Annotated in this window: 23 protein-coding genes, 1 tRNA gene, 1 other RNA gene and 3 pseudogenes; 19 read left to right on the forward strand and 9 right to left on the reverse strand. The window is 62.9% G+C overall.

Features of this window, described 5'->3' with window-relative positions; all coding sequences use genetic code 11:
* Nucleotides 1-1,898 (forward strand): OmpA family protein (locus tag A7A09_RS21110; protein WP_211341146.1); only part of this gene is annotated, 1,898 nt, incomplete at its 5' end.
* Nucleotides 1,899-2,032: 134 nt separating this feature from the next.
* Here A7A09_RS21110 and A7A09_RS15315 read toward each other — a convergent pair.
* From A7A09_RS15315 to ffs, 3 genes are all read right to left on the reverse strand, one after another.
* Nucleotides 2,033-2,905: a phosphoribulokinase gene (locus A7A09_RS15315; RefSeq protein ID WP_106692226.1), complete on the reverse strand. Its 873-nt coding sequence runs from the start codon at nucleotides 2,903-2,905 to the stop codon at nucleotides 2,033-2,035.
* Between the two features lie 15 nt (nucleotides 2,906-2,920).
* The gene (locus tag A7A09_RS15320; RefSeq protein WP_106692373.1) at nucleotides 2,921-3,928 is read right to left on the reverse strand and encodes a class 1 fructose-bisphosphatase; all 1,008 of its coding nucleotides are present in this window, start codon (nucleotides 3,926-3,928) and stop codon (nucleotides 2,921-2,923) included.
* Between the two features lie 540 nt (nucleotides 3,929-4,468).
* Nucleotides 4,469-4,565: signal recognition particle sRNA small type (gene ffs, locus A7A09_RS15325), an RNA gene on the reverse strand.
* Between the two features lie 357 nt (nucleotides 4,566-4,922).
* Here ffs and A7A09_RS15330 point away from each other — a divergent pair.
* The gene (locus A7A09_RS15330) at nucleotides 4,923-5,378 is read left to right on the forward strand and encodes an SRPBCC family protein (protein WP_106692227.1); all 456 of its coding nucleotides are present in this window, start codon (nucleotides 4,923-4,925) and stop codon (nucleotides 5,376-5,378) included.
* Nucleotides 5,379-5,399: 21 nt separating this feature from the next.
* Here A7A09_RS15330 and A7A09_RS15335 read toward each other — a convergent pair whose 3' ends face one another.
* A complete protein-coding gene (locus tag A7A09_RS15335; RefSeq protein ID WP_106692228.1) occupies nucleotides 5,400-6,245 on the reverse strand; it encodes a prephenate dehydratase in 846 nt (281 codons plus the stop codon).
* 120 nt (nucleotides 6,246-6,365) lie between these two features.
* On the opposite strand from A7A09_RS15335, the gene A7A09_RS15340 reads away from it, so the two are divergent.
* The 9 genes and pseudogenes from A7A09_RS15340 to A7A09_RS15375 all read left to right on the forward strand — a co-directional run bounded on the left by A7A09_RS15340 (nucleotide 6,366) and on the right by A7A09_RS15375 (nucleotide 16,236).
* Nucleotides 6,366-6,902 (forward strand): c-type cytochrome, encoded by a 537-nt coding sequence (locus tag A7A09_RS15340; RefSeq protein WP_106692229.1) that lies wholly within the window; start codon nucleotides 6,366-6,368, stop codon nucleotides 6,900-6,902.
* 147 nt (nucleotides 6,903-7,049) lie between these two features.
* The gene (locus tag A7A09_RS21875) at nucleotides 7,050-8,138 is read left to right on the forward strand and encodes an extracellular solute-binding protein (RefSeq protein WP_281277607.1); all 1,089 of its coding nucleotides are present in this window, start codon (nucleotides 7,050-7,052) and stop codon (nucleotides 8,136-8,138) included.
* The gene (locus A7A09_RS21880; protein ID WP_281277608.1) at nucleotides 8,135-8,905 is read left to right on the forward strand and encodes an ABC transporter substrate-binding protein; all 771 of its coding nucleotides are present in this window, start codon (nucleotides 8,135-8,137) and stop codon (nucleotides 8,903-8,905) included. Before A7A09_RS21875 ends, A7A09_RS21880 begins: the two co-directional genes overlap by 4 nt.
* 107 nt (nucleotides 8,906-9,012) lie before the next feature.
* On the forward strand, nucleotides 9,013-10,089 hold the full coding sequence (locus tag A7A09_RS15350; RefSeq protein WP_106692230.1) for a microcin C ABC transporter permease YejB: 1,077 nt from the start codon (nucleotides 9,013-9,015) through the stop codon (nucleotides 10,087-10,089).
* Nucleotides 10,089-11,192, forward strand: a complete 1,104-nt coding sequence (locus tag A7A09_RS15355) for an ABC transporter permease (protein WP_106692231.1) — start codon at nucleotides 10,089-10,091, stop codon at nucleotides 11,190-11,192. The genes A7A09_RS15350 and A7A09_RS15355 overlap by 1 nt, the downstream gene beginning before the upstream one ends.
* Nucleotides 11,189-12,837 (forward strand): annotated as a pseudogene (locus A7A09_RS15360) (ABC transporter ATP-binding protein). Before A7A09_RS15355 ends, A7A09_RS15360 begins: the two are co-directional and overlap by 4 nt.
* Complete coding sequence (locus A7A09_RS15365; protein ID WP_106692232.1) at nucleotides 12,834-14,057, forward strand: glycosyltransferase; 1,224 nt, start codon at nucleotides 12,834-12,836, stop codon at nucleotides 14,055-14,057. Before A7A09_RS15360 ends, A7A09_RS15365 begins: the two are co-directional and overlap by 4 nt.
* Before the next feature lie 29 nt (nucleotides 14,058-14,086).
* On the forward strand, nucleotides 14,087-15,469 hold the full coding sequence (gene cysS, locus A7A09_RS15370; protein WP_106692233.1) for a cysteine--tRNA ligase: 1,383 nt from the start codon (nucleotides 14,087-14,089) through the stop codon (nucleotides 15,467-15,469).
* Nucleotides 15,466-16,236 carry a squalene/phytoene synthase family protein gene (locus A7A09_RS15375; RefSeq protein WP_106692234.1) on the forward strand — a complete coding sequence of 257 codons (771 nt, stop codon included), beginning with the start codon at nucleotides 15,466-15,468 and terminating at the stop codon, nucleotides 16,234-16,236. Before cysS ends, A7A09_RS15375 begins: the two co-directional genes overlap by 4 nt.
* 229 nt (nucleotides 16,237-16,465) lie before the next feature.
* On the opposite strand, the gene A7A09_RS15380 is transcribed toward A7A09_RS15375, so the two are convergent.
* On the reverse strand, nucleotides 16,466-16,906 hold the full coding sequence (locus A7A09_RS15380) for a GNAT family N-acetyltransferase (protein ID WP_106692235.1): 441 nt from the start codon (nucleotides 16,904-16,906) through the stop codon (nucleotides 16,466-16,468).
* A 159-nt stretch (nucleotides 16,907-17,065) separates the two neighbouring features.
* On the opposite strand from A7A09_RS15380, the gene A7A09_RS15385 reads away from it, so the two are divergent.
* From A7A09_RS15385 to A7A09_RS15400, 4 genes and pseudogenes are all read left to right on the forward strand, one after another.
* Nucleotides 17,066-17,938 (forward strand): ABC transporter permease, encoded by an 873-nt coding sequence (locus A7A09_RS15385; RefSeq protein ID WP_106692236.1) that lies wholly within the window; start codon nucleotides 17,066-17,068, stop codon nucleotides 17,936-17,938.
* Nucleotides 17,935-18,754: pseudogene (locus A7A09_RS15390) on the forward strand (ABC transporter permease). Before A7A09_RS15385 ends, A7A09_RS15390 begins: the two are co-directional and overlap by 4 nt.
* A gap of 17 nt (nucleotides 18,755-18,771) precedes the next feature.
* The gene (locus A7A09_RS15395) at nucleotides 18,772-19,872 is read left to right on the forward strand and encodes an ABC transporter ATP-binding protein (RefSeq protein WP_106692237.1); all 1,101 of its coding nucleotides are present in this window, start codon (nucleotides 18,772-18,774) and stop codon (nucleotides 19,870-19,872) included.
* A gap of 69 nt (nucleotides 19,873-19,941) precedes the next feature.
* On the forward strand, nucleotides 19,942-20,298 hold the full coding sequence (locus A7A09_RS15400) for a DUF1640 domain-containing protein (protein ID WP_211341147.1): 357 nt from the start codon (nucleotides 19,942-19,944) through the stop codon (nucleotides 20,296-20,298).
* A 1-nt stretch (nucleotide 20,299) separates the two neighbouring features.
* On the opposite strand, the gene A7A09_RS15405 is transcribed toward A7A09_RS15400, so the two are convergent.
* The 3 genes and pseudogenes from A7A09_RS15405 to A7A09_RS15415 form a co-directional block, all read right to left on the reverse strand.
* Nucleotides 20,300-20,635: an MmcQ/YjbR family DNA-binding protein gene (locus A7A09_RS15405; RefSeq protein WP_106692239.1), complete on the reverse strand. Its 336-nt coding sequence runs from the start codon at nucleotides 20,633-20,635 to the stop codon at nucleotides 20,300-20,302.
* On the reverse strand, nucleotides 20,632-21,978 hold the full coding sequence (locus A7A09_RS15410; protein WP_106692240.1) for a cytochrome P450: 1,347 nt from the start codon (nucleotides 21,976-21,978) through the stop codon (nucleotides 20,632-20,634). The genes A7A09_RS15405 and A7A09_RS15410 overlap by 4 nt, the downstream gene beginning before the upstream one ends.
* Nucleotides 21,975-23,167 (reverse strand): annotated as a pseudogene (locus A7A09_RS15415) (hypothetical protein). Before A7A09_RS15415 ends, A7A09_RS15410 begins: the two are co-directional and overlap by 4 nt.
* Before the next feature lie 243 nt (nucleotides 23,168-23,410).
* Here A7A09_RS15415 and A7A09_RS15420 point away from each other — a divergent pair.
* Genes A7A09_RS15420 through A7A09_RS15435 form a run of 4 tightly spaced genes read left to right on the forward strand, consistent with a single transcriptional unit; the run spans nucleotide 23,411 to nucleotide 24,966 of the window.
* Entirely contained in the window at nucleotides 23,411-23,731 is a 321-nt protein-coding gene (locus A7A09_RS15420; RefSeq protein ID WP_106692241.1) for an ArsR/SmtB family transcription factor, read from the forward strand.
* The gene (locus tag A7A09_RS15425) at nucleotides 23,728-24,135 is read left to right on the forward strand and encodes an SRPBCC family protein (RefSeq protein WP_106692242.1); all 408 of its coding nucleotides are present in this window, start codon (nucleotides 23,728-23,730) and stop codon (nucleotides 24,133-24,135) included. Before A7A09_RS15420 ends, A7A09_RS15425 begins: the two co-directional genes overlap by 4 nt.
* Nucleotides 24,136-24,145: 10 nt before the next feature.
* Complete coding sequence (locus tag A7A09_RS15430; RefSeq protein WP_106692243.1) at nucleotides 24,146-24,349, forward strand: hypothetical protein; 204 nt, start codon at nucleotides 24,146-24,148, stop codon at nucleotides 24,347-24,349.
* Nucleotides 24,346-24,966, forward strand: coding sequence for a YdeI/OmpD-associated family protein (locus A7A09_RS15435; RefSeq protein WP_106692244.1), 621 nt, complete (start codon nucleotides 24,346-24,348; stop codon nucleotides 24,964-24,966). Before A7A09_RS15430 ends, A7A09_RS15435 begins: the two co-directional genes overlap by 4 nt.
* Before the next feature lie 153 nt (nucleotides 24,967-25,119).
* Here the strand turns inward: A7A09_RS15435 and A7A09_RS15440 are convergent.
* Nucleotides 25,120-25,196, reverse strand: a tRNA-Pro gene (locus tag A7A09_RS15440).
* Nucleotides 25,197-25,233 lie beyond the last annotated feature (37 nt).

Below are 25,233 nucleotides of genomic sequence, written 5' to 3' on the forward strand. Positions count from 1 at the left end.
ATCAGGAGGATGCCGAAGCCGCAGCGCCGGTCGAAGGTGAGACCGCGGATCAGGCGGATGCCGAGACCGCAGCGCCGGTTGACGCCGAGGCGCAGGCGGAAGAGCCGATTGCTGGCGAAGAGGCTCCGGTGGAACAACCGGTCGACGCGACCGAGCAGCCGGTCGAACAGGAAACCACGCAAGATGATACCCTCCCCGCACCCGGGGACGACCAGGCCCAGGAGACCGCGCCGGAGAGCCAGCCGAAGCAAGAGGTGATGGAGCAGGACGCGCAGGCACCGGCCGAGGATGCCGCTCCGGCACCGGAAACTGGCGAGACCGCCGATGCCGGGGCCGCCGATGCCGAGGCCACCGATGAGGATGCGCTGGCCAAGGCCCTGGCCGAGCAGGAGGAAACTTCCGACGATGCCCCGGAATCCGGCTCGCAGCAGGAGGTCGGCACGGAGGCCGAAACCGAGGTCGAAGCGGAAACCAAAACAGAGGCCGAAACGGGTGCCAGCGATGGCGTCCGCCTGACCGATTCGGAAACTGCGGCGCAAAGAGCCGGGAACATGAGTGGTCTCAGCAAGGTCCTGCAAGGTGAACTCGATGCGGGGATCCGTGCGGATCAACTGACCTGCCTCTCCGGTGCGGCCTATCCCTGCACTGATGGCGGGCCGGTGATGACCCCGAAAGGTGTCGTGCTGGAAGCGCAGGCCGACGGAAGCTTCATGCTGGCCCCGGCAAGCGACCAGATGTATCGCGTGAACGGGGAGGGCGAGCTGGTCGAGCGTGCCGCCGAAGAGGGCAGCACGGAAACCGAGGCCGCCAAGGAAGCGGCCACCGTCACCGAGGCACCCACCGCCGCGGCCCTGACCGCGGAAAGCGGCGAGGGTGAGGTCGTTGAACAGGAGGTGACCGAAGAGAACCGCCGGTCTTCCGCAGAGGATTTCGAAACCAGCCTGCACGACGCATTGTCGGGGATGGCCGGTCAGGACTCGCAGGAACAGGCGGCCAGCGCCGATGAGGACGATGACGACAATGACCTGACCAAGGCCCTGCTGCTGGGATTGGGGGCGGTTGCGGTCGGCTCGATGCTGAACAACAACCGCGAAGTGGCGCTCAGCTCGCCGGACCGGGTTGTCGTGACCCGCGCCGATGGCAGCCAGGAAGTCATCAAGGACGAGGTTGCCTTGCTGCGCCAGCCCGGTTCGACCGTCACCACCGAGAATTTCGACGACGGCTCATCGCGCACGATCGTGACGCGGGCCGATGGCAGCAAGGTGGTGACGATCCGCGATGCCGATCTGCGCGTCCTGCGCCGGACGCTGGTTTCGGCCGATGGCAGCTCGACGCAGCTGATCGACGATACCACCGGGGTGGAGCCGGTCAATATCGCGGAACTGCCGGAACCGGCGGCCCCGGTCCGGAGCGGCGACAGCCCGCTGAACGAAGAGCAGCTTCGTGCCGCCCTGGAGCGGGAAGCCAATATCGATCGCCGCTTCACCCTGGGCCAGATCCGCAATATCCCCGAGGTGCGGGCTTTGGTCGCGCCGGTCAATATCGACGCGATCACCTTCGAGACCGGCTCGGCGGCGATCAAGCCGGATCAGGCCAAGCAATTGTCGACGCTTGGCGATGTCATCCAGGACGCGATCAACGAGAACCCGCGCGAGATTTTCCTGATCGAGGGGCATACCGACACGGTGGGGGATGGGGCGATGAACCTTGCCCTCTCGGATCGGCGCGCCGAATCGGTGGCGCTGGCGCTGAGCGAATATTTCGACGTGCCACCCGAGAATCTCGTCGTCCAGGGATATGGCGAGCAATATCTGAAGATCCGCGCAGAGGGTGATATTCGCGCCAACCGGCGCGCCTCGGTCCGGCGGATCACGGATCTGCTGCAGACGTCCCAGTAAGCCGTTCGGACAGGTATCGCAGTGAAAGCGTCCCGGGCAATCCTGCCCGGGCGAGACCGCCCAACCCCGGCCCAATAGCACCCGGCACCTGCGACCATCTTGTCGTTCGGGGCTCTCCCCTCTTTTCGGTGACTTCAGGCGCGCCTGGCGTCGTTGACGAGGCGCAGGATCATCGGCGTCAGGATCAGTTGCATGGCCAGGTCCATCCGCGGCCCCGGGATGACGATCGAATTGGCCCGGCTCATCCACGACCCCTGGATCATCGAGATCAGGTAGGGAAAATCGATTCCCTTCGGATCGCGGAACCGGATCACCACGAGGCTTTCATCCGGCGTCGGGATCCAGCGGGCGATGAACGGGTTCGAGGTATCGACCACCGGAACGCGCTGGAAGTTGATGTCGGTCTGGGTGAATTGCGGGCAGATGCAATGCGCATAGGCATGCATGCGGCGCAGGATCGTGTCGGTGACGGCCTCGGTCGTATAGCCCCGGCTGGCCTTGTCGCGATGGATTTTCTGGATCCATTCCAGGTTGATCACCGGGACCACGCCGATTTTCAGATCGGCCAGTTTTGCCAGGTTGACCCGATCGTTGACGACCGCGCCATGCAGCCCCTCGTAGAACAGCAGGTCCGATCCGTCCTCGAAAGGCGCCCATTCGGTGAAACTGCCCGGAGGGGCGCCCCATTTCTCGGCCTGGGCATCGTTATGGACATAGTGCCGGGTCTTGCCGCGGCCGGTCTGGCCATAGATGCGGAACACCTCTTCCAGTTTTTCCAGCTCATTGGCGTCATAGCTGAAATGGCTGAAGGTCTGGTCGCCCTCGGCCTGGCGGCGGGCGAGTTCCTCTGTCATCGCCGCGCGGTCATAGCGGTGAAAGGCGTCTCCCTCGATGCTGACCGCATTGATGCCCTCGCGGCGGAAGATCTGGTCGAAGGTGCTCTTGACCGTGGTGGTCCCCGCGCCGGAAGAGCCGGTGACCGAGATGATGGGATGTTTCCTGGACATGGATGTTCCTTTGGATCAGACGCGGAACAACCCGCGATTGCCGAAAAGGGCGGACACTTCCGGTTCGGGAAGATCGTGATAGGTGGCCACGCGGCCGACCTTGTCGGGCGTGCCGAAGACGAAGGGGGCCGGGGCATGCAGGCTGGCCGGCACCCGGTCGAGTATCCGGTTGATGCCGTCGGTGGCCCTGCCGCCCGATTGCTCGACCAGGAAGGCGATGGGCGCGCATTCATGGACCAGCCGCAGCCGCCCCTCGGCATGGCCGATCCGCGCATCGCCGGGGTCGAGGAAAATCCCCCCGCGCAAGATTATGCGATGCGTCTCGGCCACCAGCGAGGCGGTCCAGCGCATGTTGAAATTCTTGCCATGCGGCCCGTCTATGCCCGCAAGGCAGTCGTCGATATAGGCCCGGATCGGCTGCGACCAGTGCCGGTAATTCGAGACATTGATGGCGAATTCCCCCATCTCGCACCGATCCGGAAGCGGGGGGGCGGGGAACTCGCGGAAAATCCCGGCCTCGCGGTCAAGGATGAATTTGCGCAACCCGTCGCCAAGGCTGACCATCAGGAGGGTCTGCGGCCCATAGATGAAATACCCTGCCGCCTCGATATGACGGCCTGCCCGCAGGAAAGTGGCCCCGGGGGCGTCCTGAGCCTGCTGGATGCTGAAGATCGTGCCGGTCGGGATATTCATGTCGATATCGGAGAAGCCATCCAGCGGATCGATGGCAAGGGCGAGACCACCCGCCGGATCGATCTCGACCGCGCTGCCGCGCGCCTTCGAGGCGTACCAGCGGATTCCCGCATGTTTCACGGCGGCACGGAATTCGGCATCGGCGATCAGGTCCGGGGCTTTCCGTGCCCCGCCATCCACGACCGTTCCGGCAGTTCCCGGGAAATTCCCGGTCAGCCCGCCCATCGAGATGCGCGAGGACAGGGCATGGGCCACCCGGCACAGCGCAACGACCGGCTTTTCCAGATGCGCGGGAAAGGCGCGCCCGGCCAGTTGCTGGATCTGCGTCATGGACTGAACCTCCCCTTTCATGCCCGCTTCGCAACTCGCTATTTCATTCCGGGATGATAGGAAATTTTAAAATTTTGTCGCTACCGGAAAGAAAACAACGCGTCTTCTGGACAGGATCACGCCGAAACAGCCGCGCGCGCTTTGGGAGCAGGATGATCGCGGAACGGTTGTGGCCGTCGCCAGGGCGATCGGACTTGCGTGCCGGCGGCGCATATCCAGCTGGAAAATCTTTAGGGAACAGTTGGCTGCGCGCTTGCTGACCGTGATATGGCGGGGACTGGCAGACGTCGCGGGGCAAGACCTTGCTGCGCGCCCATGACCGGATCGACGCCGCGACGATCCTGCCTTGGCCGACCTGGATTCGCTGAACCGCGGGGCCTGCGGCAATTTGACGCTAGGGCAGTGGCCACCAGCAAATATCTCGCGCCCGGATCGATACCTCGTCACCATTCACGGTTCCGGCACCCCCTCGGGACATCCGGTGAACATGATACGGAGCCGCTTTCGGCGGCCGGGCGCGATGAAATCGGGGGAGATGCAAGTGAGAGGCTGGACAACGACCCAAGCGGGACTCGTTACGGCTGCTTCCTTCCGGACCTGACCGGGTTGGCGAGGCGCCTGCCCGCGCCAACCTCTCGCCCTCTATCTAAGCGGCGATGCGTCGCGATGCAACCCCGCCGGAGACCGGCGGAAAGGTGGATTTCCTGCCCGGCCGGAGGGCAGTCCCGCCTCCTAGTGCCGGTTGTTCCGGCATCGGGAATATCCGCGCCGGGGATCGGCGGGAAATTGCGATGGAACCAAAGAACCCCGTGAAACATGCCGTAAAGGACAGGCTCCCAAGGGGGCTGAAACGAGTCATAAACGGATTATTAACATATCGTGGATTGTGGCTATGCTGACGACGTGGTTGAACAGTTCGCCGGGAATGGATTATCAGCACTCGGACGCGGCATATATGCCGCTATATTCCGGTAGGCGATCTGGACGGTTCCTTATGAAATTTTCTACGCGCATCGATGCGGAGATGCCCGCTTCGCGATTGTTTGACAAGGTCAATGATTTCAATCGGCTGGAGCAACTGCTGATCCAACGCGGCGCCAGCGTGACGCGGATCGACCCCGCCGATGAGCCCGGAACCGGGATGGGTTGGAACATCGCCTTCGACTGGCGCGGGAGGGAACGGGCCCTGCGCCTGGAAGTGGTGCGGTTCGACCGGCCCGAGCATGTGACCATGACAGGGCTGTCCGAGGCCCTGGAACTGACGATCGATTCGAGCGTCGTCGCACTGAGTCAGACCCGCTCGCGCCTTGTTTTCGAAGCGGATATCCGTCCGCGCAACATGCGCGCCCGGCTGATGCTGCAGACCGCCAAGCTGGGCAAGGCGCGGCTGGATCGCCGCTTCGAGACGCGAATCAGGGAACTCGTGGGTGAATTGGGAGGGTTGGGCTGACGCCCGGCCTCGGCTTCGCGATCACTGTTCCTGTGTCTTCCGCAATGGATCGGCCGGGTAGACGCCCAGAATTTCCAGCATCGACGTGAAATAGCTCAACTCGTCCAGGGCGCGCCGGACGGCCGGATCCTCGGGATGTCCCTGGATATCGGCATAGAACTGCGTCGCGGTAAACACGCCATCGACCATGTAGCTTTCCAGCTTGGTCATGTTGACGCCATTCGTCGCGAACCCGCCCATGGCCTTGTAGAGCGCGGCGGGAATGTTGCGGACCCGGAAGACGAAACTGGTCAGCATCTCTTCGGCGCGGCGGCTGTGGTCGGGTTCGCGCGACATGAGCAGGAAACGGGTGGTGTTGTTCTGCCGGTCCTCGATCTCGTCCGCCAGACGGTCCAGCCCGTAGATCTCGCTGGCCAATGGGGCGGCAAGCGCTGCCAGCGACCGATTGTCGCGGGCGGCCACCTCCTTTGCCGATCCGGCGGTGTCGGCGCCGGTGATCCCGTGAATCCCTTGTTCGCGCAGGAAATTGCGGCACTGTCCCAGCAGGACGGGATGGCTCATCGCCTCGCGGATCGCGGTAAGCGGCGTGCCGGGCAGGGCGAGCAGGCTGATATGGACCCGGACGAATGCCTCGTCGATGATATGCAGGCCGGATTCGGGCAGCAAATGGTGGATATCCGCAACGCGGCCATAGGTCGAATTCTCGACCGGCAGCATGGCCAGATCGGCCTTTCCGGCGCGCACCGCCTCGATCACGTCCTCGAAGGTCCGGCAGGGCAGCGCCTCCATCTCGGGGCGCGCCTTGCGGCAGGCCTCGTGGCTATAGGCGCCCGGTTCGCCCTGGAATGCGATGCGGTTGGTGGTCATGTCGGCGCTCCGATGTCCGAATTTTAGCTGTCGGCAGGGTAACTATACCTTGATCCCGGAAAGCGAAAGCGGATAGACAAAGCCGGAATTGACGAGCTTACCAATCGGGGACCGCACGCGATGTTCGATACCATGACCGTGACGAAGGCAGCCGGGGCGCTGATCGGCGCACTTCTGTTTCTGCTTCTGGCTAACTGGGCGGCGAGCAGCCTTTATCACGTCGGTTCCGGCGGTCACGGCGAAGGGGAGGAGCATGCGCAGGCATATTCCATCGAGGTGCCGGAAACCGAAGAGGGCGGCGGGGCCGCCGAGGAAGAGCAGATCGATTTCGCCGCGCTGATGGAGGCTGCCGATCCCGCCGCCGGTGAAAAGGGATTCGGCAAATGCAAGGCCTGCCACAAGCTTGACGGCACCGACGGCACCGGCCCGCATCTGAACGGCGTGGTCGGGCGCGACGTGGCCTCGGTCGGAGGCTTCGGCTATTCCGATGCGATGGTCGCCCATGCCGAAGAGGCGCCGCAATGGACGCCCGAGGCGCTGCAGGAGTTCCTGGCCAATCCCAAGGGCGTCGTCAAAGGCACCAAGATGTCCTTCGCCGGCCTGAAAAAGCCCGAGGACCGCGCCGATCTGATCGCCTATCTGCAAAGCGTCCAGTAAGCTTTTCCATTGCATGTATCGAAGGCGCGGCTTTGCCCGCGCCTTTTTTCTTTGCGCTCGCGGAATGTGTTCACGAAAACGCGGCTTGATTACCGGGAGGCTACTCGCCTAGCGTGACGCTCAACCATTCGTTGTTGGAGTCCGTCTATGCGCCATCTCGCCCTGATTGCCGCCTTCCTGCTTGGAGCAGCTCCGGCTGCGTTGTCTCAGGAGGCTTCTGCCAATGGCGAGAAGATCATCAAGTCCCACGGCATCACCTATTTCGGCGAGCCGCAACTGCCGGCGGATTTCAAGCATCTTCCCTATGTGAACCCCGATGCGCCCAAAGGGGGCGAATTGTCGCAATACGGGATAGGCGGTTATGACAGTTTCAATCCATATACCTTTCGCGGCCGGGCGACCGCACCAAGCGTCATGGCGATCGAAGACCTGATGATATCGGTGGCGGACGATCCCCTGGCCAGCTATTGCCTGCTATGCGAGACCATCGAATATCCCGAAAGCCGCGATTGGGTGATTTTCAACCTGCGGCCCGAGGCGAAGTTCAGTGACGGCACACCGCTTACCGCGGAGGATGTCAAGTTCACCCATGACTTGCTGCGGGAGAAGGCCTTCTCATCCTATCGCACCATGCTGCAGGAATATGTCGAGAAGGTCGAGGTTCTCGATCCGCATCGTGTCCGGTTCTCCTTCACGCCAGAGGCTCCGCGCCGCGACGTGATCTCGCAGATGGGGGGCATGAGCGTCTTCTCGAAGAAGGATTTCGAGGAAAACGAATATGATCTGACGCAGCCGACGAAGAAACCTTTCCTTGGTTCCGGCCCTTATGTTCTTGAACGGCAGGATTTCGGGCGCTCGATCACCTTGCGGCGCAATCCGGATTATTGGGGCAAGGATTTGCCGATCAATATCGGGCGGCATAATTTCGACAGGTTGCGCTTTGAATATTTCGACGATTACGATGCCGCCTTCGAGGCCTTCAAGGCGGGCGTCTACACGTTCCGGGTCGAACAATCCGATCAGCATTGGGCAACGCGCTACAATTTTCCCGCCTTCAATAACGGAGATGTCGTCAAGGCTGCGCTGCCCAATGGCAGTATCGCCGATGCCGATGCCTGGGTGTTCAACCTGCGGCGCGAGAAATTCCAGGATCCGCGCGTGCGCGAAGCCATCGGGTTGATGTTCAATTTCGAGTGGAGCAACTCTTCGCTGTTCTACGATTTGAACAGCGGGTGACCTCGCTGTGGGAAAACACCGATCTGAAGGCCACAGGTGTGCCGTCAGAGGCGGAACTGGCCCTTTTGGAACCCTTGGCGGATGATTTGCCCGAAGGGGTGCTGACCGGTGAGCCGGTGATGCCACCGAAATCCGGCGACCGTCAGTTGGACCGCAGGAACATGCGCAAGGCAGCGGCCCTGCTGGATGAGGCCGGATGGAAAACCGGCAGCGACGGGATGCGCCGCAATGACAAGGGCCAGACATTGAAGGTCGGGTTCCTCTATCACAACCAGAGCATCGAGCGTTACACGACTCCGTTCGTCCAGAACCTGCGCACGCTTGGCGTTGACGCGGTGGCGGAACGGGTCGATCCGTCCGAGGTGACGACCCGCACCCGCTCCCATGATTTCGACGTGATCGAGACGACACTGGGCGGCGCCTATGTCTTTGCGGGTGGCATGGAACAGCATTACGGTTCGGAGGATGCGGATGACGTCTTCAATCCGATGGGGCTGAGAAACCCGGCGGTGGATGCATTGCTCAAGACCGGGCAGAAGGCGACCACCCTGGAAGAGACCAATATCGTCATCAGCGCGCTTGACCGGGTGATGCGGGCGCTGCGGTTCTGGATTCCGCAATGGTACAAGCCCGATCATCTGGTGGCCTATTACGATTACTACGAACATCCCGAGGAATTGCCGCCCCTGGCTATCGGCGTGACGGATTTCTGGTGGGCGAATTCCGAGAAACTGGAAGAACTCAAGCAGAAAGGCGCGCTCCGATAACGGGCAAGTGGCTTGATTTTCGAGGCGGTATTGCCCAGAAGACGTGACAACCGAACAGGACCGCCAAGGTCCGCAATGTCCCAAGGGGCGGGCAGAAGGACAGGCTGATGGGTGCCTATATCCTGCGGCGTTTGCTGCTGATCATCCCCACGCTGATCGGCATCATGCTGGTCAATTTCACGCTGACGCAATTCGTGCCCGGCGGCCCGATCGAACAGATCGCGGCGCAGGTGCAGGGCGAGGGCGACGTTTTCGCCAATATCTCCGGCGGCAGCAGCGAGACCGGCGGCGAGGAGCTTTACAAGGGCGCCTATGGCCTGCCGCCCGAATTCATCGCGGAACTGGAAAAGGAATTCGGCTTCGACAAGCCCCCGGTCCAGCGCTTCCTGATGATGATGGGCAATTACCTGCGCTTCGATTTCGGGGAAAGCTGGATGCATGGCCGGGACGTGATCGATCTTGTGATCGAGAAACTGCCGGTCTCGATCACGCTCGGCCTGTGGTCCACATTGCTGGGCTATCTCATCTCGATCCCGCTCGGGATCCGCAAGGCGGTCAGGGACGGGTCGCGCTTCGATAGCTGGACCTCGGGCGTGATCATCATGGGCTATGCGATCCCGGCCTTCCTGTTCGCCGTGATCCTGATCGTTCTGTTCGCAGGCGGCAGCTATTGGAAGATCTTCCCGCTGCGCGGCCTGACAAGCGGCGAGGCTATCTTCTCGGAGCTGTCCACCTGGGGCAAGATCAAGGACTATGCCTGGCACGCGGCGCTGCCGGTGATCGCGATCTCGATCTCGGCCTTCGCGACCCTGACGCTTCTGACCAAGAACAGCTTCCTGGACGAGATCAACAAGCAATATGCCATGACCGCCCGCGCCAAGGGCCTGACCGAGCGGCGGGTGCTTTACGGGCATGTCTTCCGCAACGCGATGCTGATCGTGATCGCGGGCTTTCCGGCGACCTTTCTGGGCGCGTTTTTCGGATCCTCGATCCTGATCGAGAATATCTTCACGCTGGACGGTCTTGGCCTGCTGGGCTTCGAGGCCGCGGTCAGGCGAGACTATCCGCTGATCTTCGGGACGCTCTACGTGTTCGGCCTTCTCAGTCTGATCGTCGGCATCCTGTCCGACCTGACCTATGTCCTGGTCGATCCCCGGATCGATTTCGAATCGAGGGACGGCTGATGGCAATTTCGGAACTCAATCGCCGCCGGTTGCGTAATTTCCGGCGCAATGGCCGGGCCTTCTGGTCGCTGGTGATCTTCTCGGTGCTGTTCGTCGTCGCGATGTGTGCCGAGTTCGTCGCCAATGACCGGCCCATCGTGGTGAGCTACCGGGGCGATCTGTATTGGCCGGTGACACAATTTTACCCCGAAAGCGCCTTTGGCAGCGATTTCCAGACCGAGGCGATCTATAGCGACCCTGCGGTGCAATGCCTGATCGTGACCGGCGGGCGCGAGGCCTGCTGGGACGAGCCCGAGGAACTGATCGCATCGGTGAAGAACGGCACCAGCGACATTCCCAAGGCCGAGCAGGGCTGGATGATCTGGCCACCGATTCCATATCACTACCGGACGATCAACGATGTCGGCACCGTGCCGAGTGCACCGGACGGGGATCACCTGCTTGGCACCGATGACACGTCGCGCGATGTGTTGGCGCGGGTGATCTATGGGTTCCGGACCTCGATCCTGTTCACGCTGATCGTGACCGTGATCGCCTCGACCCTCGGTATCGCGGCCGGGGCCATACAGGGCTATTTCGGTGGCCGCACCGACCTGATCTTTCAGCGGTTGCTGGAGATATGGGCCTCGACGCCGGGACTTTACGTCATCATCATCCTGTTCGCGATCCTCGGGCGAAGTTTCTGGCTGCTGGTCTTCGTCACCATCATCTTCGGCTGGCCCGCGCTGGTCGGCGTCGTGCGGGCCGAATTCCTGCGTGCCCGGAACTTCGAATATGTGCGCGCGGCAAGAGCGCTTGGCGTTTCCGACCGCAAGATCATGTTCCGCCATATCCTGCCCAATGCCATGGTCGCCACGCTGACCATGCTCCCCTTTGTCGTGACCGGCACGATCAGCGGTCTTGCCGCGCTGGATTACCTGGGTTACGGGCTGCCCGCCTCGGCGCCCTCGCTCGGGGAACTGGCGCTACAGGCCAAGCAGAACCTGCAGGCGCCGTGGCTGGCATTCACCGCCTTTTTCACCTTCACAATCATGCTGTCGCTCCTCGTCTTCGTCTTCGAGGGCGTGCGGGATGCGTTCGATCCCCGGAAGACCTTCAAATGAGTGCCGCCACGGAAACCCTCTCGTCCCCTGCGCAATCCACGGCGCATCCACCGGATGCGGTGCTGAGCGTGCGCGACCTGCGCATCGGCTTTCGGCAAGAGGGGCAGCTCGTGCCTGCCGTGAAGGGCGTCAGCTTTCACATAAAGCGGGGCGAAACGGTGGCTCTGGTCGGCGAATCCGGCTCGGGCAAGTCGGTGACGGCGCTGTCCACGGTGCGGCTTCTGGGGCATGCGGCAGAGGTTGAGGGTTCCGTCAACTATGCCGGACGCGAATTGATCGATGCCCCGGACAAGGTTCTGCGTGATATCCGGGGCAACGATATCAGCTTCATCTTCCAGGAGCCGATGACCTCGCTGAACCCGTTGCACACGTTGGAAAAACAGCTTTCCGAAAGTGTCAGGCTGCATCAGGGACTGACCGGCGCCAAGGCGCGGGCGCGGGTGGTGGAACTGCTGAACCGCGTCGGCATCCGCGATCCCGAAACGCGGCTGGCCGATTATCCGCATCAGCTTTCGGGCGGGCAGAGGCAGCGGGTGATGATCGCCATGGCACTGGCCAATGGTCCCGATCTGCTCATCGCCGACGAGCCGACGACGGCATTGGACGTGACCATCCAGGCCCAGATCCTCGATCTGCTGGCCGAGCTGAAGGAGGCAGAGGGCCTCAGCCTGCTTTTCATCAGCCACGACCTTGGCATCGTGCGCCGCATTGCCGACCGGGTTTGCGTGATGAAGGATGGGCTGATCGTCGAGCAGGGCCCGGTCGAGTCGATCTTTGCTGATCCGCAGCATGATTATACCAAGAAGCTGCTGGCAGCCGAGCCCGTCGGTGTCGCCGATCCGGTCGCAAGCGATGCGCAGGTAATGGCCGAGACGAAGGATCTGAAGGTCTGGTTCCCGATCCAGCGCGGCTTGCTGCGCCGCACCGTGGGGCATGTGAAGGCCGTGAACGGCGCGACGCTGACGGTCCGCTCGGGCGAGACCCTGGGCGTGGTCGGCGAATCGGGCAGCGGCAAGACAACGCTGGCGCTGGCCATCATGCGGCTGATCGAAAGCGATGGCCCGATCCTGTTCATGGGGCGGGACATCGCGCTTGGGACGGCAGGCGACTCCGGCCCTTGCGCCGCGATATGCAGATCGTCTTTCAGGATCCCTTCGGCAGCCTCTCGCCGCGCATGACAATCGAGCAGATCATCGCCGAGGGGTTGGGTGTGCACGGGGTGGAACCGGGCCGCAACCGCCGCGAGATGGTCTCCGAGATCATGGTCGAGGTGGGGCTGAACCCCGAGACGATGCACCGTTATCCGCATGAATTCAGCGGCGGACAACGGCAACGTATCGCCATCGCGCGCGCGATGATCTTGCGGCCCAAGCTGGTGGTGCTGGATGAGCCGACATCGGCACTGGACATGACGGTGCAGGTCCAGATCGTGGATCTGCTGCGCGGATTGCAGCAGAAATACGGGCTTGCCTTCCTGTTCATCAGCCACGACCTGCGGGTGGTGCGCGCCATGTCGCACCAGATCATGGTGATGCGCGCCGGAGAGGTGATCGAACAGGGCAGCGCCAGCGATATTTTCGAGCGCCCGAAAAGCGATTATACCCGGACCCTGTTGAAAGCCGCCTTTCCAGACCGAGATCCATGAAGATATTGTTCGTTCACCAGAATTTTCCCGGCCAGTTTCCCCATCTCGCCCCCGCGCTGGTCAATCGCGGGCACGAGGTCCTGGCGTTGACGGATGTCAACAACAAGAATTCTTCACCGGTCAACACGGTCTGCTACAAGGAGCCGAAGCAGATCGAGAGCGACGGCATCCTGGGGCGAAGCTATTCCATCCATGCCGAACGGGGCCTGATGGCTGCGCGCGGGGCGCGGGCGCTGCGCGACGATCACGGCTTTGTTCCCGATGTCATCATCGGGCATTCGGGCTGGGGCGAGACGCTGTTCCTGCGCGAGATCTGGCCCGAGGCGAAATTGCTGATCTATGCCGAGCTGATGTATCGCACCCACGGGGCGGATGTCGGTTTCGATCCTGAACTGGCGCCGGACAGCCTGGAGGCGCGTTTCATGACCGTGGCGCGCTCGGCGCATCTGATACAGGGTATCGTGCAGGCGGATGCCGCCATCGCGCCCACGCAATACCAGGCTGACAGCTTTCCGCCCGAATTGCGACAGAAGATCACCGTCATCCATGACGGCATCAATACGCAGCGCGCCCGCCCCGATCCCGATGCACGCCTGACATTGCCGAATGGCAGGGAGTTGAAGGCCGGGGACGAGGTGCTCAGCTATGTCTCGCGCTCGCTGGAACCCTATCGCGGTTTCCACGTCTTCATGCGTGCCCTGCCCGAAGTGCTGGCCGCCCGCCCCGAGGCGCAGGTGGTGCTGGTCGGCGGTGACGGGGTCAGCTATGGCAAGGCGCCGGGGGATGGGAAAAACTGGAAAGAGGTGATGCTGGCCGAACTGGGCGACCGGCTTGACCTCGATCGGGTGCATTTCGTCGGGCGGGTGCCTTACGGGCAATACATGTCCCTGATCCAGCTCGCCCGGGTGCATTGCTACCTGACCTATCCTTTCGTGCTGTCATGGTCGCTGACCGAGGCGATGTCGGCCGGGGCCTATATCGTCGCCTCGGATACCGATCCCGTGCGCGAACTGATCCGCGACGGCGAGAACGGGCGGCTGGTGCCGTTCTTCGATGTGCCGGCGCTGTCCTCGGCCCTGATCCACGGGCTGAAGGGCGATCCCGAGGCCGAAGCCCTGCGCAGCGCGGCTCGGCAGACGATCCGCGACGGCTATGATCTGCAGCTTCAAAGCTTGCCGCGGCAAATCGAGTGGGTGGAAAGCTTTGATCCGATGCGCTAAACCCTGCCGGCTGGCAGATGAGGCAAATCATGGTCGAGATCAGGTTGACGAATACCCGCACGCGGAAGAAGGAAATCTTCACGCCGCTGGATGACCGGAATATCCGTCTCTATCTCTGCGGGCCGACGGTTTATGACCGGGCGCATCTGGGTAATGCGCGGCCGGTGCTGGTCTTTGACGTGCTGGTGCGGCTGCTGCGCCACGTCCATGGCGCGGGCCATGTGACCTATGTGCGCAACTTCACCGATGTCGAGGACAAGATCAACGACCGCGCCGCGGCGACTGGCCGAACCATCCATGACATCACCGAAGAGACGATTGGCTGGTATCACGACGACATGGACGCGCTTGGCGCCGACCGTCCGGATCACGAGCCGCGCGCGACCGATTATATCACGCAGATGGTCGCGATGATCGAAACCCTGATCTCGCGCTGCCACGCCTATGTGGCCGAGGGGCATGTGCTGTTCGACGTGCGCTCCTTTCCTGAATACGGGCGGCTGTCCGGACGCTCGGTCGATGACATGATTGCGGGCGCGCGGGTTGAGGTGGCGCCCTTCAAGCGCGACCCGATGGATTTCGTGCTGTGGAAACCGTCGGATGCCGATACGCCGGGTTGGGACAGCCCCTGGGGTCGCGGTCGTCCGGGCTGGCATATCGAATGCTCGGCCATGTCGGCGGCGCTGCTGGGGCCGTCATTTGACATTCATGGCGGCGGCATCGACCTGCAATTCCCGCATCACGAGAACGAGGTCGCGCAAAGCTGCTGCGCCCATCCCGATGGCGATTTCGCGCGTGTCTGGCTGCATAACGAGATGCTGCAGGTCGAGGGCAAGAAGATGTCCAAGTCCCTGGGCAATTTCTTTACCGTGCGCGACCTGCTGGATCGTGGCGTGCCGGGCGAGGTGATCCGCTTCGTCATGCTCTCGACCCATTACCGCAAGCCGATGGACTGGACCGAGACCAAGGCGCAAGAGGCCGAAGCGGTGCTTCGGCGGTGGCGTGGGCTTGTCGCGGATGTCGAACCCGCGTCAAGCCCCGCACCCGCCGTCATCGATGCGCTTGCCGATGATCTCAACACGGCGGGCGCCATCGCGGTTCTGCACGAACTGGCCGGGCAGGGGGATGGGCCTGCACTGCTCGCCTCGGCCCGCATGCTGGGGCTGTTGCTGCCGCAGATGGGAGCATGGGCCGAGGCGGGCGAGGATGCGGCGGATCTGATCGAGGCGCTGCTGGCCGCGCGGGCCGAGGCCCGCAAGGCGCGTGATTTCGGGCGGGCCGATGCGATCCGCGACGGTTTCAAGGCGGCGGGGGTCGAGGTCAAGGATACGGCGCAAGGCGCGGAATGGTCGCTGACGACTGGCTATGACGCGGCGAAATTGTCCGAGCTTGCCCGTTCGGTCGGCGCGTGACACTGGAAGCCTGCACCGAGACCCTGCGCGAGCACGATCCCGACCGTTTCGGGGCGGTGTTGACGGCCGCGCCGGAAAATCGTCCCGCGTTGATCACGCTTTACGCGCTGAACCTCGAAATCGCCCGGGCGCCGTTCCAATCCGCCGAACCGATGCTGGCAGAGATGCGCCTGCAATGGTGGATCGACCGGCTGGCCGAGATGGGGGATGGCACCGCTCCGCCCCTGCATGACGTGTTGACGCCGCTTTGGGATGCTTGGGGGGCGCGCGCGGGCGACCTGGCCGCATTGGCCGAGGCGCGGCGGCGGGATTGCGAACGGCAGGCTTTTTCGTCGCCGGCGCAGGTCGTCAGTTATGTCGAAGCGACGGCGGGGGCGCTGATGTGGCAGGCTGCTTCGTGGCTCGGGGTGCCGGAAAGCGCCCGTGGGATCGTGGCCGATCAGGCGCTCGGGGCTGGGCTGGCCGCATGGCTGCGGGCTTTGCCGCAATTGCAGCCATTGGGCTTGGGCCTTGCCGGAGCGCAAGAGAGCGATGCGCGGGAGCTGGCAGGGTTGGGCCGCGAGGCGCTGCGCCGGGCGGCGCGTGGCCGCCGCGCCATCCCGAAATCGGCGGCGGCGGCGCTTTATGCCGGTCCTCGCGCATGCATGTTCCTGACCGAGATTGCCGACGGCAAGATTAATTGTTTTAGTGATACGGTTGAAATAACGCCATTTCAGCGCCGCGCATCACTGGCGTGGTTAGCCTTGACAGGCCGCTGGTGGCGGTGAAGGGCAAGCCCCAAGGTCCGGCTCTTCATATGGAAAATCGGTGTTCTGCTCTTCACAGTGAAACCCTCTGTTCCTTCTTCTTCATGCAAATATCCTCGGCGGGGTTGCCGGTTGGGGCGCGACTGGTTTGAGAACCAGCCGGCGGCGGGGCAGACAGCCCACCGGCCATCACGGAATGCAATCACCAATCCCTTCCGACAATACAGGGCAATCATTCCCCCCGGCTGCATCACCGCATATACTTGATGAACCGTGTCTGCTTCCCGATCCTGTCATAGAGCAGCCGCGCCGTCGCATTGCTGTCCTCCGTCAGCCAATAGGTCTGCGCCGCCTCATGCCGGTCGGCCTCGGCATAAACCGCCTCGATCAGCACCCGCCCGACGCCTATGCCGCGGGTATCCGGATCGGCGAAGAGATCCTGCAAGTAGCAGCGCGGGTTCCAGTCCGAACTGGAGGATTGAAAGAAATAATGCGCGAATCCGCGAATCCGGCCGTCGATCTCGGCTCCGAAACCGAAAGGCTCACCCGTGCCGGCGATCAGCCGGTCCCAGAGCCGCTCCGTCACCCGATCCTCGACGCTACGCTTGTAGAACCGGTTATAGCCCTGCCAGAGCGCTTCCCAGTCTTGCCTGTCCTCCGAGGAAAGGCGACGGATGTCGATAGCTGCCATGTCTCCACCACCATGCTCATTGATGCGCTGCCGAGGCTATCCCTGAATGGGCAAAGGCCGCAAGTTGCCTCATATCATTCACAAACCCCCTTTCCATCCCGGCATCCATGTGGAAGGAATTGGAGCAAGACCCCGAACGGGCGCAACAGGGACGGCGCAATGGCGAAACGCGGATCGAATGCCGAAGCGAGACAGGGCTTGACCCTGATCGCGCCGCCGTTCCTTTATGCATTGGCGATCCTGGCCGTGCCGATCCTGACGATCCTCGGTTACAGCTTCCTGACCGATGGCTATCTTGAGGTCGTCCGCGACTTCACGCTCGACAATTACCGGCAGGTCTGGACCGATCCGATCGTGCGCACCATCATGCTGCGCTCGCTGATGGTCTCGGCTCTGGTGACGCTGGTCACGGTCGTGCTGGCCTTTCCCGTCGCCTATTATGTCAGCTTCATGGTCCGGCCCGAGCGCAAATCCATGTGGCTGTTCCTGATCACCATTCCCTTCTGGACCAGCTACCTGATCCGGGTGTTCCTGTGGAAGGTGATCCTTGGCTATAACGGCGTCATCAACTCGTCGCTGACCGGTCTCGGCATCATCGACGAGCCGCTGACCTTCATCCTCTATAACGTCAATTCCATCGTGCTGACGCTGGCCCATGCCTATGCGCCCTTCGCGATTCTGCCGATCTTCGTGGCGCTGGAGAAGATCGACCGCTCGCTGCTGGAGGCGGGCAGGGACCTGGGCGAGAACCGGCTGATGACATTCTGGCGGGTGACGCTGCCGCTGGCGATGCCGGGGGTGATCGCGGCGGTGCTGATCGTCTTCATCCCGACCATCGGCGATTACGTGACGCCCGAACTGATCGGCGGCGGCAAGATCCCGATGATCGCCAACCTGATACAGGTGCAGATGCTGGCGCTGGACAACCGGCCGCTCGGCTCGGCGCTGGCGGTGACGGCGATGCTGGTCGTGGCGGTGGTCAGCCTGCTGTTCCTGGCGCTGAACCGCCGGTTCCTGAAGGTGAAGCAATGAGCGCGGGGCGGTTCCGTGGCGGCGGGCTGCGTGCCTATACGCTGCTTTACCTGCTGTTTCTTTACGCGCCGATCCTGCTGCTGCCGCTGTTTGCCTTCAATTCCGGCACGATCATCGCCTTTCCGCTGAAGGGCTTTACCACCGACTGGTTCGTGCAGATGTGGGGCAATGCGACGCTGCGCCGGGCGCTGACGAATTCGCTGACCATCGCCGTGTCGGCCTCGGTGCTGGCGACCTGTTTCGGTGTTTTCGCCGCCCGCGCCTCCACCCGCTACGCCTTTCCGGGCAAGACCGGCATCATCGGATTCATCATGCTGCCCATGGTCCTGCCCGAGATCATCGTCGCCATGTCCCTGTTGGTGGTGCTGCTGGGCACCGGCGTGGAACTGTCGATCCTGACGGTGATCATCGGTCATACGCTGATCTGCATGCTACGGGATCGCCATCCTCTCCACCGCCTTTTCCAGCCTCGACCGATCGCTGGAAGAGGCGGCCTATGACCTGGGCGAGACGAAATGGAGCGCCTTCCGCCTGATTACCCTGCCGCTGGTGATGCCGGGGATCATCTCATCGCTGCTGATCTCCTTCACCATCAGCCTGGACGAATTCATCATCGCCTTCTTCCTGGCGGGGAACGAGCCGACATTGCCGACCTATATCTTCAGCCAGCTGCGTTTCCCTAAGCAGATCCCGATGATCATGGCGCTTGGCACCGTGCTGGTGGCGCTGTCGATCATCCTGCTGGCGATCGGCGAATATTTCCGCCGCCGGGGGATTGCCCGGATGGGCGGCAAGGATAGCGGAGGCTTTCTGTGAGCGACGATTCAAGCCCGATGATCGAATGCCGCGAGGTGCAGAAATATTACGGCGATTACCACGCCCTGCGCGGCATCAACCTGAGCATCCGCGAGGGCGAGTTCTTTTCGCTGCTGGGACCGTCGGGCTGCGGCAAGACCACGCTTCTGCGCGTGATCGCGGGTTTCGAGGATATTTCCTCGGGCGCGGTGCTGATCGATGGCAGGCATATGGAGGATGTGCCGGCGAACAGGCGGCCCACCAACATGGTGTTCCAGTCATATGCCATCTTTCCGCATCTGAGCGTGGCCGAGAATGTCGCCTTCGGTCTGCGCCGCGATCCCCGCCCGAGGCCCGAGAAGGCCGCGATGGTGGAAGAGGCGCTGGAGATGGTCGGCCTCAAGGGCTATGGCGCGCGGGCGGCCCATGCGCTGTCCGGGGGGCAGAGGCAGCGGGTGGCGCTGGCGCGCGCGCTGATCCTCAAGCCCAAGGTCCTGCTGCTGGACGAACCCCTGTCGGCACTTGACCGCAAGATGCGCGAGCAGATGCAGGTGGAGCTGATCAAGCTGCAGCGGCAGGTCGGCATCACCTTCGTGCTGGTCACGCATGACCAGGAAGAGGCGCTGGTGATGTCCGACCGTATCGCGGTGATGTTCGAGGGCGAGATCGCGCAACTCGATGAACCCGAGGCGCTTTATGCCCGTCCGGCCAGCCGCCGCGTGGCGGATTTCATCGGCGTGATGAATTTCCTGCCCGCGCGGATCCTGGACGAGGCCGATGGCGGTGCGCAGGTCGATATTCCCGGGCTCGGCGTCGTGGACTTGCCCGAAGGACAGGTGAGCCGGGCCGATGCAGATGACAGCGGTCCGATGATCGGTTTCCGTCCCGAGACAATGACCCTGCTGGGACCCGGCCAGGCCAGTCAGCAGGCCCGGGAGACCGGAGCGGTGATCGACGAAGTCGTCTATTACGGAGACATGACCTATTACGACCTGCGCCTGGACGGCTCGGCCCGCCTGAATGGCAACGCAAGGACCGTGCGGATCTCGATGCGCAATGTCTTTGGCCGTGAAGTCCCCTGTGTCGGCACGGCCGTGCGGCTGGCATGGTCGCCCGGCTCGCTGGTGCTGTTCCGTTAACCCGGTTTCAAGCTTTTGGTCCTATCGTCGGCGGATGGCGATATACTGGAGGTGGATTGATACGGGATGATGAGTGCCTTGCATATCGACACGCTGAAATTCTCTCGCAAGCTGGTCGCAGCGGGTATGGAACCCGCCGCGGCAGAAGCGATTGCCGAGACCTTCATCGATGTGGATACCAGCGAACTGGCGACGAAGCAGGATCTGGGCGTGGTAAAGCAAGAATTGAAACGGGATGTTGACGAGGTGAGACAGGAACTAACCGCCTTCAGGCAGGAGCTGAAAGCGCAAATCCACGCGCTGGAGGTGACGACAAAGGCCGATCTGCGCGATCTGGAAAATCGGCTGGTTATCAAGATGGGTGGGATGATCGTCGGGGCGCTTGCCATTCTGACCGCGCTGATGCGGGTGCTGCCGCCGGTTTAGATCAACCTAGATTGTTCTGAATTTTCTTCGGCAAGGCCTTGCGAATGATGTGATAACTGGCTTCGATCCGGTGGCGCAGCTCATCTTCGGAACTGTCCAGCGGCAGGGCGACCCAGCTTCGATGCAGATAGCGGGCGTGCTCTGCTACCCCCGCCTCGATCAGCATTTCGGCCGTCTCGACTCCATCGGTCTTGACTGAAACGGAAGGATCGACGGCCCCGGTCACCGCGAACATCTTGCCACCGACCTTCCAGCAATCATGCCCGCCGCCCCAGGGGTCGGAATGCTCGGCCCCAGGCAGGGCGGCGCAGATGCGGTTGACGGTCTCGCGGCTCATTCGTTGTCCTCGCGGCGCTCCAGCCGGATCAGGATGCCGTCACGGCCGCGAACGGTCAAGCGGGCAACGGGAACCGGGGGCACGCGCCCCGGTGACAGGCGGAATGCCGCGACGATCCGGGCCAGCATGACGACCCCTTCGAGCATCGCGAAACCCGCACCGGGGCAGACCCGCTGGCCTGCCGAGAACGGGATGAAGGCGTCACGGGCGCTGGCCTTGCCCTCGGGGGTTTTCCATCTGCCGGGATCGAAATCGTCGGGCCTCTGCCATAACCGCTCATGGCGATGCAGATGCCACGGGGACAGCACCAGTTGCGCGCCCTTGGGAACCCGGCGCTCCCGGAAAATCTCGGGCCGGGTCGCCTCGCGCACCATCATCGGCACTGGCGGATAAAGGCGCAGCGCCTCGCGAAAGACCGCCCGCGTCACCTTGAGCGTCGAAATTGCGCTGAACTCCCCGGGCAGTGCGCGGCCCTCGGCGGCGACGCGTTCCTGCCATTCCGGATTGGTGGCAAGCAGCCACAGCGCCCAGCCAAGGGTCGAGGCGCTGGTTTCGTGCCCGGCCAGAAAGAAGATCGCCACCTGATCGACCATTTCCGAGGCGCTGAAACAGTGCCCGGTGTGCGGATCCGGCGTCGTCATGATCTTGGTCGCCAGGTCGTTCGGCGCGGTACCGGCCTCGATCGCGGCCATCCTCTGGGCAACCAGGCTCTCGATCAGCCCGCGTATCTCGGCGGCTGTTCGCCGGGTCCGCGCCGAATGCGGGCGCGGCAGCCAACGGGGCAGGGGCACCAGGGCCGCGAGGTTCACGATGGGCTGTGCGTCCTGATGCGCCCTGAAGGCGCGAAAGACGCGCGACGCGATCTCGTGCTCGATCGGCAGGGAAAACAGCGCGCGAAAGATCACGTCGGCGGCGGCATGGCTGGCCTCGGGCTCGATATCAATCTCGCCTTCGGTCAGCCGCGCCAGCGTGGCATCGGCGGCGGACCAGATGGCGGGAAAGCTTTCCCGCAGCCGCCCGCCCTCGAAAGCGGGGTCGATGATACGGCGCTGATGCTTCCATTGCTCGCCATTGGTCACGAAGATGGATTCCCCGAGCAGCGGCGCCAGACCCTCGCGCAGCCGGTCGGATTTCGGAAAATCGTCGGGGCGTTCCTGCAGGATCAGCTTGACCAGACCGGGATCGTTGCAGACGAAACTATGGATCAGCGGGTTGCGATATTCGGCCATCCAGGCCCGGTAGAATCGTTCGGGCAGGGCAGAGAGCAGGTCCCGCCGAAACCCGCGAACAAGGCGGAGAAGGCCGCCGCGCCCTCTGGTGCTGTCCGGTTTTGGGGGCTTCATCTCCGGACACCCGGGCCAGCCGCGAGGGTGATCCTGCCCGGCGAGGGGGCTCGGTCCGCGAAACGTTCCGACAATGGCACCGGACCTCCGGTGATGGCGAAATAATCGTAATCATGCGGGTGGTCGAAAGCGCAGAGATACTGGAAATGCCGCCGGAACCAGCGCCAGCGCATCGCCTTGCGGCGCTGTGGGGACAGGGTCTGGGTGAAGGCGGCGGAAATCACCAGCGGCCAGCGTTGTTCTGGCCCCGCGACCCCGGTCACCGCGACGGGATCACAAAGGCCGAAGCAGCAGGCGTCACCGGGCGCGCTGACATCCAGCCAGAAAATCTCGGGCCTTTCCGACAGATAGGCAAGATCGTCATGCAGGCGCTCTGCCCGAGGCAGGAAAGAAGCCATCGGCACGACATGGCCAAGGCTCAGCAATGCCAGCCTGGGGCCATCCGCTGGCAAGCGCCCGGCCCTGATGACATCGGCCAGCAGAGACACGGCCAGATAGGCACCCGAGGAATGGCCGACGACCAGCACCTCGTCCACATCCTCGTTCAGGCTGCCGCCAGCCGGTCACCGAATTCCGCCAACCGCGTTTCCAATTCGGCGGGATAGGCGCCGTGATGCTGGGCGGTAAAGGCATAATCATGCATCAGGTAATAGGCGAAGAGGCGATTATCGAGCCGCCGGAATCCCAGAAGGACGCCCCAGATCACCGCCAGCGCCAGCGGCAACCCGCCCCACCAGCCCAGCAGATGCGATACCAGCCAGCCCGCCAGCACTCCGATCAGGATGGCCAGCAGCGCTTGCAGCAGCAGCACCACGATCGGATAGAGCGCCGCCAGCACCGGCCCGCGCCGAAGCCGCATCAGCCTGAAGAGCGCGCCCGTGCCGATATAGGCCCATGCGGTGGTGAAAAGCTGCCCATATGTCCCGATGATTCCGCGACGCATCGAATCCTGGACCAGATCGGCCCAGACCAGCACTTCGAACCGCGTCTCCGCCGGGCCCTCGGGGAAGCTGCCGCGGGATTGCCAGCCGAATCCGGTCTTTTGCGATTGCGGCACGATCTCGATCCCATAGCCGGAGATTGCCGCCTGCGCCGCTGATTCCTTGCGAAACAGTTCGCGGTAGCGGCGGGGCGGGACAGGATCGAAACCCGGAATATACAGGACTTTGCGACGGAATGGTCGGGACATGATCTGGCCTTGCAAAACCAGCGCAGAATAAGCGAATTCTGCTGTGCGGCAATCCGCCCCTGCGCGAGAATCCGCTATCGTTGATTCGGCAAGGGGACGGATCCGGCGCCGTCGCGCAGGCGGTTCCGTGGCGTCGAGCGTCTCGCTCCTGTCCCTGGCCGGGATGCAGGAAGAGCTACTATTGACCAACTAATAGCCATTCGGTTATATGTCCTCCATGAACAACTGGCTATCGGATGGACAATGCTTCAGAACGACACACTCTTCAAATCACTGGGCGACCCGACACGGCGGCGGCTGTTCGAGCATCTGTGCCTGGAAGGCGAACAGACCGTCAGGGCACTGACCGAGCGCGCGGGGATTTCGCAGCCGGCCGTGTCCAAGCATCTCGTTGTGCTCAAGGGTGCCGGACTGGTTGCGGGGCAGCAGCGGGGCCGTGAGACGCTCTATGCCGCGCAGGCCGGTGCGCTGCGCCCGCTTGTCGAATGGGCCGACGAGATGACTCGTTTCTGGGAGGTCAGGTTCGACCGCCTCGATGACCTTCTGAAGCGGATGGACCAATGACCGGCGGGCAAAACGAAACCGTCAGCGTCGTTGTGGAGCGCGAATTCGCGCATCCACCCGAGCGGGTCTGGCGGGCGCTCACGCAGCCGGAGTTGCTCGCGGACTGGTTGATGAGAAACGACTTTCGTGCGGAGCAGGATCACCGGTTCCAGTTCCGGGCGGAATGGGGCGAGGTCGATTGCCAGGTGCTGGAGGTGCGGCCCATGCACAGCCTTTCCTATACATGGAGCGCCTTTGACGTCGATACCGTCGTCACCTTCACGCTGGAGCCCATGGCGGAAGGCACGCGATTGAGGATGGAGCAGACCGGTTTCCGCCCCAACCAGAAACAGGCGCTCGGCGGTGCGAAAGGTGGCTGGGCGGCCTTCCTTGTCAATCTCGAACGCACGCTCGGCAAATTTTGAGGTATCAATCATGAAGATCAGCCATTTCATCCGCCAGTTCCACCGCTGGATGTCGATCATCTTCACCGCGCTGGTGATCGTGGTCACCATCGCCAATATCCGACCCGCAGCACCCGAATGGGTCAATTACACGCCGCTCCCCCCACTGTTCCTGATGCTCGTGAGCGGTCTCTACCTCTTCGCCTTGCCCTACATTCGGAAGAGCCGCGCATGATCGAGGATGTCGAGGATTACTTCACCAAGGGATGCGGGCGGTGCGCCCGGTTCGATACCGAAGCCTGTTCGACAAAGCTCTGGGCGGCGGGACTGGCAAAGCTGCGGGGCATCTGCCTGTCCGCCGATCTGGAAGAGGTTGTCAGATGGGGGCATCCATGCTTTCGGCACGCAGGTCGCAACATCGCCATCATCGGCGCCTTTCAGGACAGTTTCGTTCTCGGTTTCTTCAATGCGGCCCTCATGAAAGACCCCGAGAACGTGCTGGTAAAACCGGGGCCGAACACGCAGCACGCGGATACGATCCGGTTCACCGGTGCCGATCAGGTCGCGAAGATGGAGCAGACACTCCGGGCCTATCTGGACGAGGCCAAGGGTTACGCGGAGGAGGGCAGGACAGCACCGAAGACCGCCAGCACACCGGACCTGCCCGAAGAGCTGGTGGAGGCGCTGGATGACGATCCCGAACTGGCCGAAGCGTTCCATGCTCTCACACCGGGGCGACAGCGGAGTTACGTCATCAACCTGAATGGCACGAAGAGACCGGAAACACGCCGGAACCGCATCGCGAAATTCCACGACAGGATCCTGGCAGGCAAGGGTGCCAACGAGTATTGATTGGAATGCCCAGGGCAGACCTTCAGCCAAAATCAGCCCCGCCTGCAGTCGTTCGAGCAACCCATCGCGAATGACCACCTCCGGCGCGCCAGCAGGATCGGGGGAGTTCTTTGCCGGAAAAGGCAAGGTTCCGGACGCTTTCCATCCTGAAACTGGTCGGGGCGAGAGGATTCGAACCTCCGACCTACGGTACCCAAAACCGTCGCGCTACCAGGCTGCGCTACGCCCCGACGAGCGTGCTTGTACCCGATCATCGTGGCGGGGGGA

The organism is Paracoccus methylarcula, assembly GCF_003007735.2.
GTDB classification, from domain to species: Bacteria; Pseudomonadota; Alphaproteobacteria; order Rhodobacterales; family Rhodobacteraceae; genus Paracoccus; species Paracoccus methylarcula.